At 68.2% G+C, this 12,395-nt stretch carries 13 protein-coding genes; 12 read left to right on the top strand and 1 reads right to left on the bottom strand.

Annotated features, from left to right (window positions below; all coding sequences use genetic code 11):
• Positions 1-10 precede the first annotated feature (10 nt).
• Together ACWDU4_RS11230 and ACWDU4_RS11225 are read left to right on the top strand one after the other, a co-directional pair.
• A complete protein-coding gene (locus tag ACWDU4_RS11230; protein WP_450113976.1) occupies positions 11-1,060 on the top strand; it encodes an LLM class flavin-dependent oxidoreductase in 1,050 nt (349 codons plus the stop codon).
• A gap of 35 nt (positions 1,061-1,095) precedes the next feature.
• Positions 1,096-1,725, top strand: coding sequence for a TetR/AcrR family transcriptional regulator (locus ACWDU4_RS11225; protein ID WP_450113975.1), 630 nt, complete (start codon positions 1,096-1,098; stop codon positions 1,723-1,725).
• A gap of 24 nt (positions 1,726-1,749) precedes the next feature.
• Here the strand turns inward: ACWDU4_RS11225 and ACWDU4_RS11220 are convergent, their stop codons facing one another.
• On the bottom strand, positions 1,750-2,499 hold the full coding sequence (locus ACWDU4_RS11220; RefSeq protein ID WP_450113974.1) for an SDR family NAD(P)-dependent oxidoreductase: 750 nt from the start codon (positions 2,497-2,499) through the stop codon (positions 1,750-1,752).
• 226 nt (positions 2,500-2,725) lie between these two features.
• On the opposite strand from ACWDU4_RS11220, the gene ACWDU4_RS11215 reads away from it, so the two are divergent.
• The 10 genes from ACWDU4_RS11215 (at position 2,726) to ACWDU4_RS11170 (ending at position 12,366) form a co-directional block, all read left to right on the top strand.
• The gene (locus ACWDU4_RS11215; protein WP_450113973.1) at positions 2,726-3,964 is read left to right on the top strand and encodes a Rieske 2Fe-2S domain-containing protein; all 1,239 of its coding nucleotides are present in this window, start codon (positions 2,726-2,728) and stop codon (positions 3,962-3,964) included.
• On the top strand, positions 3,957-4,391 hold the full coding sequence (locus ACWDU4_RS11210; protein WP_450113972.1) for a nuclear transport factor 2 family protein: 435 nt from the start codon (positions 3,957-3,959) through the stop codon (positions 4,389-4,391). The genes ACWDU4_RS11215 and ACWDU4_RS11210 overlap by 8 nt, the downstream gene beginning before the upstream one ends.
• Complete coding sequence (locus ACWDU4_RS11205; RefSeq protein WP_450113971.1) at positions 4,388-6,034, top strand: FAD-dependent oxidoreductase; 1,647 nt, start codon at positions 4,388-4,390, stop codon at positions 6,032-6,034. The genes ACWDU4_RS11210 and ACWDU4_RS11205 overlap by 4 nt, the downstream gene beginning before the upstream one ends.
• Complete coding sequence (fdxA, locus tag ACWDU4_RS11200; RefSeq protein WP_450113970.1) at positions 6,031-6,381, top strand: ferredoxin; 351 nt, start codon at positions 6,031-6,033, stop codon at positions 6,379-6,381. The genes ACWDU4_RS11205 and fdxA overlap by 4 nt, the downstream gene beginning before the upstream one ends.
• A 39-nt stretch (positions 6,382-6,420) precedes the next feature.
• Positions 6,421-7,128 carry a PIG-L deacetylase family protein gene (locus ACWDU4_RS11195; RefSeq protein ID WP_450113969.1) on the top strand — a complete coding sequence of 236 codons (708 nt, stop codon included), beginning with the start codon at positions 6,421-6,423 and terminating at the stop codon, positions 7,126-7,128.
• Positions 7,128-7,829: a 4-carboxy-4-hydroxy-2-oxoadipate aldolase/oxaloacetate decarboxylase gene (locus ACWDU4_RS11190; protein ID WP_450113968.1), complete on the top strand. Its 702-nt coding sequence runs from the start codon at positions 7,128-7,130 to the stop codon at positions 7,827-7,829. Before ACWDU4_RS11195 ends, ACWDU4_RS11190 begins: the two co-directional genes overlap by 1 nt.
• A gap of 171 nt (positions 7,830-8,000) precedes the next feature.
• A complete protein-coding gene (locus ACWDU4_RS11185) occupies positions 8,001-8,906 on the top strand; it encodes a fumarylacetoacetate hydrolase family protein (protein WP_450113967.1) in 906 nt (301 codons plus the stop codon).
• Positions 8,907-8,911: 5 nt separating this feature from the next.
• Positions 8,912-9,850 carry a DODA-type extradiol aromatic ring-opening family dioxygenase gene (locus tag ACWDU4_RS11180; RefSeq protein ID WP_450113966.1) on the top strand — a complete coding sequence of 313 codons (939 nt, stop codon included), beginning with the start codon at positions 8,912-8,914 and terminating at the stop codon, positions 9,848-9,850.
• Between the two features lie 191 nt (positions 9,851-10,041).
• Positions 10,042-10,833: an enoyl-CoA hydratase/isomerase family protein gene (locus tag ACWDU4_RS11175; RefSeq protein ID WP_450113965.1), complete on the top strand. Its 792-nt coding sequence runs from the start codon at positions 10,042-10,044 to the stop codon at positions 10,831-10,833.
• Positions 10,834-11,193: 360 nt separating this feature from the next.
• Positions 11,194-12,366, top strand: coding sequence for a cytochrome P450 (locus tag ACWDU4_RS11170; protein ID WP_450113964.1), 1,173 nt, complete (start codon positions 11,194-11,196; stop codon positions 12,364-12,366).
• Positions 12,367-12,395 lie beyond the last annotated feature (29 nt).

The raw sequence follows: 12,395 nt of genomic DNA, 5'->3' as shown, positions 1-12,395 counted from the left end.
GGTAGGAGATATGCAGTACGGGATCGGCTTGTACACCGGCCAGGTGCCGCCGGGCGAGGACATCGGCTTCCACGACGAGTACGCCCGCATCATCGAGCAGGCGAAGCTGGCCGAGCAGGCGGGCCTGGATTCGATCTGGCTGAGCGAGCACCACGGGGCGCCCGACGGGTACCTGCCCTCGTTGCTGCCGCTCGCGGCCGCGATCCTCGCGTCGACGAAGCGGCTCGTCGTGGGCACCGCGGTTCTGCTGGCACCCTTTCACGACCCGCTCCGGCTCGCCGAGGACGTCGCGGTCCTCGACCAGATGTCCGGTGGACGATTCATCCTGGGTATGGGAACGGGATGGCGCCACAGTGAGTTCCGGGCCTTCGGGATGAACCCGGCGACCCGCGGCAGGACCCTCGAGGAAACCGTCGAGATCCTCCGGCTCGCGTGGCGGGGCGAACGGTTCGGATTCGACGGGCGGGTGCACCGGATCGACAGCGCGATCGTCAGACCGCAGCCCTTCACCCCCGGGGGCCCGCCGATCTGGCTCGGGGGTACCGGCCCGCGGGCGTTGGTCCGCGCGGGCCGCCTGGGCGACGGATACTTCGGAGTCTGCACCCCGTTCGACACGGCCATGTCGACCTTCGACGCCGTGCTCGAGTCGGTGCCGGCCGATCGGCGGGATCGGTTCTCGTTCGGTCAGTTGCGGTCCGGCTTCATCTCGGACGATCCGGACCTCGGCTGGAAGCTCGCCGGGCGGGGCATGACCTACACGATGGACGTGCACGCCCGGTGGGCCAGGGAGGAGGCCGGCACCCCGGTCGAGCCGGACGCCACTCTCACCCCGGAAGAGGCGGTCCGCCAGTACAACCTCATCGGCACGGTGGACGACGTCACGGCGGCGCTGCGGCCCTACGAGCGCAGATTCGCGGGCCGATCCGACGCCCACCTTTGCTTCCGCCTCTATCATCCGTACATGCCGCACGCCGCGGTGCTCGACGCAATCCAGACGTTCGGTAGGATAACCGTACCCGCACTGCGCGGCACCGCGGAAGGTCAGCCGCCGCTGGACTGACCGCGGTGCCGCGCCGACCAGCCGGAGGAAAGCCCGTGCCACCCAAGCGCTCCGCGGAGCGGCATGCCGACGTCCTGGACGCCGCCATCGAACTGATCCGCCAGAAGGGCATCGACGGCACGAGCCTGCAGGACATCGCCGACGCCGTCGGCATCAAGAAGGGCAGCCTCAACACCTACTTCTCGTCGAAGGACGAGCTGGTCGGACTGATCCAGGCCCGGTTCACCGAGGTCGCCGAGCACGAGCTTGCCAAGATCGCCCAACGTGACGACCTCGCCCCGGACGAGAGGCTCCGCGAGCTCCTGTATTTCCACGCCGAGCACTGCACGCTGCGGGTGTCGTCGCCCGTCCTGGTCGGCTTCATGCATCTGTGGACGGCATCGTCCGCCCAGTCCGGCGGCCGCCAGCCCGACATCGTCCGCGAGTACCAGCGGACGTTCGAGGACGCCGTCGCGTTGTGTTCGCGCAAGCGCATCTTCAAGAGGGTCGATCCCCAGCTGACGGTGAACGGGCTGATGGGGAGCATGAGTTGGTGTGCCTTCTGGTACAACGAGGACGAGCACGGGCCGCTGCGTCCGCTCGTGGACAAGATCCTCGACATGGCCTTCGACGGATTGCGTCCCCGCCCTCGGGTCCGGCGCGCCGGGGGAGCGGGCGGGAACTGACGTCCCGCTCCCCGGGCGCACCCGTCAGCGCTTCGCGAGCCGGGAGCCCGCATCCAGGCGGATGACCTCGCCGTTGAGCATCTCGTTGCCGATGATCGCGCACGCCAGGTCGGCGAATTCCTCCGGCTTGCCCAGTCGCGCGGGATAGGCGACGGACGCGGTCAACTGATCCTGCAGCTCCCGCGGCAGGTCGGTGGTCAACGATGTGGCGAACGCACCGGGGGCGATTGCGGCGCAGCGGATTCCATACTGTGCCAGCTCTCGGGCCGCGGGCAGCGTCATGCCGGCGACGCCGGCCTTGGTTGCCGAGTACGCCAGCTGCCCCTGCTGCCCCTCGAACGCGGCGATGCTTGCCGTCGTGACGATCACGCCGTTCTCGGTGTCGGTTCGCGCGTTTCTGCTCATCCGCCACGCCGCGGCGCGGATGACGTGGAATGTGCCCATCAGGTTGACGTCGATCACCGCCTTGAACCGGTCCGGATCGACCGGCCCGTCCCTTCCGATGAGCCGAAAGCCCCCGGCGACCCCGGCGCAGTGCACGGCGATGTCCACACGGCCGAACACCGCGACCGCCTCGTCGAACGCTGCGTCGACCTCGGTCGCAGAGCTCACGTCCGCGGTCAGAGAAAGCCAGGCCGGGGAGGGTGTTCCCGGCGGAGTCGTCAGGTCGATCGCGGCCACCTTCGCCCCGTGCTTCGCGAGCATGTGAGCGGTGGCCTGGCCCAAACCTGCACCGGCGCCGGTGATCACGGCGACTGATTCGGCGATTTGCATTGCTGCCTCCTGTATTGGGGATCGTGCATCACGGGTCGGATGCGAAACACTTTGAAATCTCTTCGATTCGGGTCTTGATCCGCCGGTGTGACGCGGATAACCTTCCAATCGACAGGGTAACAGTCGAGCCGCCTGGACCAACCCCCTCTCCCGTCTCGGAGAAGGTGGCGCCGGGGCTCATTCAGCCAGCCCGCCCGGTCGGGGCGTGGACGAGTGGAGGATCCGCATGCTGTCGCATGAAGACAATGAACTCCTGACCCGGGTCGAGGGGTCGGCGCCGATGGGCGCGTACCTCCGTGAGTACTGGACGCCCGCGGTGCGTTCGGAGCGGCTGGTCGCCGACGGCGCTCCGGTCAAGGTCCGGCTCTTCGGGGAGAACTTCGTGGCCTTCCGGGCATCCGACGGAACGGTCGGGTTCCTCGACGAGGCCTGTCCCCATCGGGGAGCCTCGCTCGCGCTCGCGCGCAACGAAGACTGCGCCCTGCGGTGCATCTACCACGGGTGGAAGATCGACGTGTCCGGAGCGGTGGTCGAGGTGCCGTCCGAGCCCGCGGAACGCCTCGAGGACATGGCCCAGAAGATCAACGTCGGCCACCACCCGTCCCGGGAGGCCGGGGGGGTGGTCTGGGTGTACCTCGGATCTCAGGACGATCCGCCGCCCTTCCCGCGGTTCCCGTTCGACGGACTCCCGGCCGATCACGTCCGGGCACTCACCGCGCAGACGCACTGCAACTGGCTGCAGGCGGTCGAGGGGACGCTGGACTCCTCGCACGTGTCGATCCTCCATCGGGCCTGGCTGGGACAGAGCACAGGAAGCCTGGGAGAGACCGCGGAGGACTCCGCACCGCGTTACGAGTCCGACGACACCGGATATGGCATCCGTTTCGCTGCCATCCGGCACGCGGGTGCGGACGGCATGCACGTGCGGGTGACCGAGTTCGTGATGCCGTGGACGGCGTACATCCCCACCGGCGACGAGGACCGGGTGGCGATCATCGGGACGCCGATCGACGACGAGCACTCGCGGCAGTGGTTCATCAGATGGAACGACGACCACCCGCTCACCGAGGACACCGACACCGACTACTGGTACCGGGATCTGACGGTCGCGCCGGACGACTTCGCCTCGCTGGCCCGCGGCAAGGACAGTTGGGGCCAGGACCGCACCCTGATGGCAACCGGCCACTTCTCCGGGTTCTCCAACCTGATTCTCGAGGACGTGGCGATCCAGGAGAGCCAGGGTCCGATCGTCGACCGTACCCGGGAGAAGCTGGGCACCAGCGACATCGCCGTGGTCAGGACTCGCCGACTGTTGCTGAGTTCCGTTCGTGCACACGAGAAGAACGGAGAGGTGTTCGGCCAGGAGGATCCTCACGTCAGGCCGGTCACCGCCGGGGTCGCGATGACCCTCGACACCGCCGAGGACTGGCGCACCGCCGCGGGCGCGGAGGCGCGCTATGTCTGAGTCGGCCGGTGTCGATTTCGCGGACTGGCAGGCGATCCGCGAGCTGACCGCGACCTACAACCGCTGCTTCGACAAGTCGGACGCCGCCGGCTGGGCGGGGACCTTCCTCGCGTCGGGACGTCTCGAGGTCGCGGGTGAGGGTGTCACCTACACCGGGCACGACGAGCTCGGCGGGTTCTGCCGGTCACGCGGATGGGGCATCCTGCACATGACCCTCGATCCCGAGGTGACCGTCGACGGCGATCGCGCCGAACAGCGCTGCAACCTGGTGATGTTCCGGCGCTACGAGGACCAGGCCCGACCCACGCTCATGGCGACGGGGCGCTACACGGACAGCCTGGTGCGCACCCCGGACGGATGGCGCTTCGACCTGAGGGTCGTCGAGCTGGACACCCGACTCGGGTCCGGCGCGGAGGCCGTCCGATGAGCGCCCGAACTCGCGGCGCCGAGACCGTGATCGACGGCGCCGATGTCGTCGTATTCGGCTCCGGGGCAGCAGGCTTCGCGGCCGCCGTGACGGCGGCCGCAGCAGGGTGCGAGGTCGTGCTGTTCGAGAAGGCCGATGCGATCGGTGGCACCACGGCGAAATCGGGAGGTGTGTACTGGATTCCCGACAACCACCTCATGCGCCGGCGCGGTATCGACGATCCGGAGGACCGTGCGGTCCGGTACATGGCCAGGGTGAGCGCGCCCGATCGCTACCGCTCCGACGATGCGTTGCTCGGGCTCACGGCATGGGAACACGACCTCCTCACCGGGTACTACGGGTTGGCGTCCGAGGCGGTGGAGTTTCTCGAGGGCGTCGGCGCGCTCCGCTCGACGATCGAGGTGGCCTTGCGCTTTCCCGACTATCACATGGGCCTCCCGGAGCAGGGCGGGGTGTACGGACGGGCGTTGTGTCCGGCGGACGAGCACGGTGCACCGGGCGGCGGTGCCGACCTCATCGCGCAGTTGGCCGCCGCCGCACGGCGGTTGGGCGTGCGGATCGTGACGCGTCACGCACTCACGGACCTTCGGTTCGACGGAGGGCGGGTGACCGGCGCGGTCGTTCGCGATCTCGGCAACGCCCGCGACATCGACGTCCGGGCCCGCCTCGGTGTGATCCTCGCGGTCGGCGGCTTCACGCACGACAACGCCCGCAGGAACCGGCACCTGCCGGCACGGGTGTGGGGAGGCTGTGCGGCCGGCACGAACACCGGAGATGCGCTCCCGGTGCTCGAGTCCCTCGGCGTCCCGCTGCACAACATGGATTGCGCCTGGTGGGATCAGGTTGCCGTCGAGCACACCTCGGCGGAGTCGACCGAGACCCGCGCCGGAATGTGGGTCGCCCCGGGCGACTCGTCGCTGATCGTGGACCTCGCGGGCCGCCGGATCGGCAACGAGAAGCAGTTCTACAGCGACCGCGCCAAGGTGCACATCGGCGCGGGTGCGCCGGAGTTGCTGGTGCTCGTATTCGACAGCCGGACCGAACAACTCTTCTCGGCGGAACAGTTCGCCTACCCGCTCGCCCTGCCGGGTGAGTCGACCGCACACCTGGTGTCGGGGGACAGCTGGGGACAACTGACCGCCGGTCTCGAGGAACGGTTGCACGCACTGGCCGGCGCCACCGGAGGCACGCGGTTGCACAGCGACTTCGCGTCGAACCTGGCGGCGACCGTCGCCCGTTTCAACGATCTGGCCCGCGCGGGCGTCGACATCGATCACGGTCGCGGAGTCGAGCCGATCGAGGCGTTCTTCACGGGCGAACCGCGCCCGGGCGGTGGCCCGAACTCGGTGATGGCGCCGCTGCACGAGGAGGGGCCGTATCACGCCGTGCTCATCGGGCTCGGAACGCTCGATACGAAGGGCGGTCCGCGAACCACGCGCGCCGGCCAGGTGCTCGGCGCGAACGGCCCGGTGGACGGGCTCTACGCGGTCGGGAACTGCGCCGCCTCGCCGTCGAACAACGGCTACTGGGCGGCCGGCGCGACCATCGGCCCGGCGTTGGCGTTCGGCTACGGCGCGGGCCGCGATCTCGCGGGCCGGTCGGTTCAGTCACCGCCTTCACGCGAGCTAGGAGTGACGTCGTGACCTTCATCATCGGCGCCCCGTGTGTCGACGTGATGGACCGATCCTGCCTGCAGGAATGTCCGGTCGACTGCATCTACGAAGGCGAGCGCAAGCTCTACATCAACCCCGCCGAGTGCATCGACTGCGGTGCCTGCGAGCCGGCCTGCCCGGTGGAGGCCATCGCCTCGGATCGGGACGACGACGAGGAGTTCGAACCGTTCGTCGCCGACGCCGTCGAGTTCTTCCAGACCGTGTTGCCGGGTCGCGACGAACCCATCGGTTCGCCGGGAGGGGCACGGAACCTCGGACCTGTCGCGGCGGACGGAAGCCTTGTCCGCGCGATGCCACCCACAATCCCGAATGCATAGCAGCACAACAGAGTTCAAGCGACAAAGAAGGAGACAGGTATGACCAAGGTGACAGTCGTCAGCGCACACGGCATGGACTGGGTGTGGCGCACGGGCGGGACGATCCTCAAGTACGTCAAGGCCGGCGCCGAGGTGACCGTCGTCTGCCTGTCGATGGGGGAGCGAGGCGAGTCCGCGTCGGCGTGGGCGGAGCCCGGTCAGACCGCCGAGCAGGTCCGTGCGGTCCGCCTGGGCGAGGCGGAGAAGGCCGCCGCCGTCGCCGGGGTGGAGCTGCGGACCTACGACTGGGGCGACTACCCGATGATCATCGACGACGAGCGCCGCCTGGAGATGGTCCGGCTGCTCCGGGAGCTCAAGCCGGACGTGGTCCTGACCCACGGTCGCCGTGACCCCAACAACCCTGATCACGTCGCGACCGCCCGCCTCGTCGAGGACGCCGCGATCTGGGCCCGGGCACACGGGCGCCTTCCCGAGGCGGAGCGGTTCGTGGTGCGTCAGATCCACGGCTACGAACCCGAGTTCCCGGAATTCTGCGACTTCAAGCCGGACACCTACATCGACATCAGCGACGTCGCCGACCAGAAGCTCGAGATGATGCAGTGCTCGCAGGTGCAGCAGTTCATGATCGAGGTCTACGAGCAGCGGGCCCGGTACCGCGCGATCATGGCGGGTCTGCTGCTGGACCGGAAGGTCACGCACGCCGAGGCATTCGAGCGTTTCCTGCCGGCGGCCGGGGGTCTGTTCTGATGTCCGACCATCTGATCAGTCCCACGATTGTCGACCGGATCGATCGTCGAGTGGGCGCCTTCTCCGCGGAGTTCGCCGAGCTCGGCGTCGCGACCGTGCACGAGTCGCAGGGGCGCAGCGGGCTGATGGATCCCGCGATCAAGCCGCTCGTCGAGGGGGCCCGGGTCGCCGGGCCCGCCGTGACCTGCCTCAACCAGCCCGGTGACAACCTGATGCTGCTGGCCGCACTGGACCTGTGCCAGGAAGGCGACGTCCTGGTCGTGGCGAACCTGTCCGCGTCGACGTCGGGAATGGTCGGCGAGATCATCGCCAGCATCCTCATCGCGCGCGGCGCCGCCGGACTCGTCGTGGACGCCGGGGTCCGCGACGTCCGCGAGCTGCGCCGACTGTCGCTGCCGGTCTGGTCCAAGACCATCTCCGCGTCCGGCACCACCAAAGGGGGTCCGGGCTGGGTCAACACACCCGTCGTCGCCGGCGGAACCCTGATCCGGCCCGGCGACATCGTCGTCGCGGACGACGACGGGGTCGTCGTCGTTCCCGCCGAGTCGGCCGAGGAGGTGCTCGCCCGGGCCAAGGACCGCGTCGAGCGGGAGTCCATGCTGCTCAAGGACATCGCCGCCGGTCGCTGGCCCGGTCTTTCCCCGGAGCTACGCGAGCAGCTACGCAAGCTCGGCGTCCACCGGACACCAGGGCCGTACTAGACACGACCTGTGCCGGGGGGATGTGATGTGTACGGCCGGATCTGGCCCCTGCGGGCGGATCAACCGCCGGCCACCGAGGCGCAACGGCGTGCCCTGTGAAGTCGATCACCACCTCTGAAACACCCCCCGGCGCTTCTCGCGTCCCTGACATCCACTCGAGAGGTGTTTCTCATGCGTCTGTGTTCCTTTCTGTCCGGCGGACGGCCGCACGTCGGCGTCGTCGGCGTCGACGACTCGGTCGTGGACGCCACCGCACTCGTCGACGTCCTGGGGGAGGACCTCCCCAGGACCATGACGGGCTGGGTCGAACTCGGCCCCGGCGGGATCGAGCAATTGCGCCGGATCTGCGAGCGGTCGGGTGCGGACCATGTCGCCGGCCGGGTCGACGATCTCACCCTGGTCGCGCCACTCGGCCGGCCGGCGCGCAACGTCATCTGCGTCGGGGTCAACTACCGCGAACACATCGAGGAGTCCGAGCGCGCCGTCGGCGAGATCGACGTGCCCGATGCCCCGGTGTACTTCACCAAGGATGTCCGGAGCATCTGCGGACCCTTCGCCGACATCGGCTACGACCACCGGGTGAGCACGCAGCTCGACTGGGAGGTAGAGCTTGCGGTGGTGATCGGTCGGTCCGGCCGCGACATCGCACCGCAGCAGGCACTCGACCACGTCTTCGGATACGCCGTGCTCAACGACGTCAGCGCGCGGGACGTCCAGCTCTCGCGCAATCAGTGGTGGAAGGGCAAGAGCATCGAGGCGTCGTCACCGTTCGGACCGTTCATCGTCACGAGCGACGAGATCCCGGACCCACAGGTCCTCGAGCTCAGATGCTGGGTCGACGGTGACGAGAAGCAACGGTCCACCACCGCACTGATGATCCACAACGTCGCCGCGCTGATCGCGGACCTGAGCCGAACGTTGACGCTCGAACCCGGCGACGTCATCAGCACCGGGACACCGGCCGGGGTCGGGCTCGCCAGCACACCCCAGCAGTGGCTGCGCCCCGGATCCGTTCTGGAGAGCGAGATCACGGGTCTCGGCCGTCAGCGCAATCGCGTCATCGACATTGGAGCATGAGGACAATGGCAAATCTCGTAGGCGTTTTCGGGACCTCGCACAGCCCCGCGCTGATCGCGCCGGTCTCCGACTGGCCGGCACTCGAACCGAAGATCCCACGACCCACACTCGCGGAGCTGGTCGGCAACGTGCGCGACCACTGGGACGAGCACCAGGACCGATACGACGTCGCAACGGCAAAACTGCGCGCCGCGATCCTGGCGGCCGAGCCCGACGTGCTGCTGATCGTGGGCAGCGACCAGGGCGAGAACTTCGGTCCGCGCTCCGCGCCGGTGTTCGAGATGTACCTCGGCGAGCGCCTCGAGGCCAGCGCCGCGAACCGACGGGACGAGGGCCCCGACCAGTTCCGGATCTCGGTTCCGGTCGCTCATCACCTGGGTCGCGGAATCCTGGAGTATCTGTGCCACAGCGGATTCGACGTTGCACACGTGTCCGAGACCTCGGACGAGTACGGCATCGGCCACGCGGTTACCTGGCCGATGCGCTTCCTCGACCTCGCGGACGCGGGGCTCGAGCTGCTGCCGATCGTGACCAACGTGTGGAACCCGCCGAACGTGCCCAGCATCGATCGCTGTGTGGCCTTCGGCCAGACACTGCGGCAGGCGATCGCCGCGGCCCCCTCGCAGGCACGGGTCGCGGTCCTGGCCTCCGGCGGGCTCAGCCACCTCGTGCTCGACGAGGAACTGGACGCACGGGTGCTCGCTGCCCTGCGGTCCGCCGACCTCGGTGCCTGGCGGTCGATCGGCGACGACGAGCTGCGGCTCGCCCACGAGAACCACGGCCTGCCGCTACGGCTCAACGGAACGTCGGAGATCACCGACTGGATCATCGCCGATGCCTGCGCGCAGGCGCCCGCCGAGATCTTCGACTACGTCCCGGCCTACCGCACCGAATCCGGGTACGGGGTTGGCATGTGCTTCGCCCAGTGGGCCCTGACGCCCTGACCCTCGACACCGCCCAACGTATTTGGAGAACCCGTGTATGCCGCACTGCCCGACGAGCACGTCGAACTTCAAGCAACCGTCAGACGATTCGCCAAGACCGTGGTCGAACGGCGGGCACGGGAGATTGATTGGACCGGCCTTCGGCCGGGCGCTGTGGTGGGACTGATTCACTCAACCAGAAGGGAACAACCATGTCGCTGAATGGATATCACGGATCGGACGAGGACATCCTGCTCTCGATCGAGGGTCGGATCGCCTGGATCACCTTCAACCGCCCGGAGACGTTGAACGCCTTTGGCCCAGCCCAGTTCCATCGCCTCGCCGATCTGCTCGACGGGCTCTCGGTCAACCCCGAGGTCGGCGTCGTCGTGATGACCGGCAACGGCCGGGCATTCTCGGCGGGCGGCGACGTGCGGGAGTTCACCAAGAAGGGTCTGGTGGACACCGGGGTCTACGCGCTGCGGGCGATGACATCGATCCGATCCTGCCGCAAGCCGGTCATCGCGATGGTCAATGGAACTGCGGTGGGCGGCGGCAACGAACTGGTGATCGCCGCCGATCTCGCGATCGCCGCACGAAGCGCACGTCTGGGGCAGGCCGGCACGATGATCGGGGCGTGCCCCGTCCTCGGCGGGACCAACATCCTGCCGCTGCAGATCGGCGAGAAGCGGGCAAAGCAGATCGTCTTCTTCAGCGAGAAGGTCTCGGCCGAGCAGGCATTCGAGTGGGGGTGGGTCAACGCGGTCGTCGACGATGACGATCTCAGGTCGACCACCCGCGAATGGGCGGAGCGGCTGCTCGCGCTGCATCCCCAGTCACTCCAGATCGCCAAGGCCGGCAGCAATGTCTGGTGGAACTACTCCTACGACACCATGGTCAACGGCCTCGACATGATCGCCATGGGCGTGCCCGCCGAATCCGTCGACGAGGGGCGCGACGCGTTCCTGGCGAAGCGTCCGGCCGACTACTCGCGGTGGCACTGACTCACCCAACCGGCCGAGGGCATCGCCGCCGACGCGGGCGCGGCCGAACCGGCCCGCTGACGAGAGGAACGGTGTGGGTGCGCGGGATCGTCACGTCGACTTCACCCGCGCACCCACACGATTCGCCCCGATCCCGCCGGGCGCCGGGCGCGCGCCGCAAGCATCGGATGCCGTTGGTCTGCAGTCAGATTGGTGTGAATCGATGCGCATCTTCACCGTGTGTGGCGGGCTGATTCAGCTCGGTGGGATCCTCCGAAAATGACCATTGAACTTCCGATCGGAAGGTTCTAGTGTCGACGTATCGCCCGGCTCAGGGCACAACAATCACCGGCTTCTGGCCCATCCCGATTTGGGGGAGCAGTGGACATCAGCAACCGAAACTACGACCACCGTCACGCCGCCACTCTCGATGATCCCGAGCGGATTCACTCCGAGATGCGGACCGCGTGTCCGGTTCATCGCAGCGAGAACTACGGCGGCTTCTGGGCGCTGACGCGCTACGAGGAGGTCGAGGCGACAACGCGGGACACCGCGCGGTTCTCCTCCCTGCCGACCATCACGTTGCCCGACGTCGGCGCGCCGCGGCCTTTCATCCCCATGGAATCGGACCCGCCGGAGCACTCGAAGTACCGTGCCCTGCTCAACGTGGTCTTCAACGCCCGCCGTGTCGCCGAACTCGAGAGCGCGGTGCGTGAGCACGTCGTCGAGCTGATCGACGGATTCGCCCCCGCCGGCGAGGCGGATCTGGCGCGGGACCTCGTCTTCCCGCTGACCTCCCGGGTGATCACCTGGCTGCTCGGGATCCCCGACGAGGACGTGTCGCGGTTCAGCGAGTGGTCGCTGGGGCTGGTCTCGGTCGGCAGTCCGGAGGAGGGGATGGCGCTCCAGATGGAGATCCGCGACTACTACGTGCAGTTGATCGCCGCTCGCCGCGACCGCCCGACGCAGGACCTGGCGAGCCACCTGCTCGCCTCGACTGTCGACGGCCGCCCGGTCACAGAGGAGGCGACGCTAGACATCTACCTGTCCCTGACCGGAGCAGGTGGCGAGACGACCGCAGCGGCGGCCAATCACATCTTCACACTGCTGGACCGCCACCCCGAGCTCCGGGCGCAGCTGCAGGACGATCGCGGGCTGCTTCCCTCGGCGATCGAGGAGTTCCTGAGGTACGTCTCGCCCGTGCCGGGGTTCGCCCGCACCACGACCTGTCCGGTCGAGGTGGCCGGGACCGTGATCCCCGAGGGAGACCGGGTCTGGGTGTCCTGGCTGTCGGCAAACCACGACGAGGCGGCATTCGACGAACCATCGTCGATCGTACTTGACCGAAAGCCGAACCGGCACCTGGCATTCGGCGCGGGCGTTCACCGCTGCCCGGGAGCGCCGCTGGCTCGGCTCGAGCTGAGCATCATGGTCGACGAGATCCTCCGGCGGCTCCCCGATTACCGCTTGGCCGATCCTGGCTCCGTTCGGATCTCCGAGGGCCAGACGCGGGTCATCCGCTCGCTACCGATCGTGTTCACACCCCAATCATGACCATTCACAGCCCGATTCGGGTGTCACGG

It is taken from the genome of Rhodococcus sp. NPDC003348 (assembly GCF_053589375.1).
This window is presented reverse-complemented; position numbering and strand designations above follow the sequence as displayed.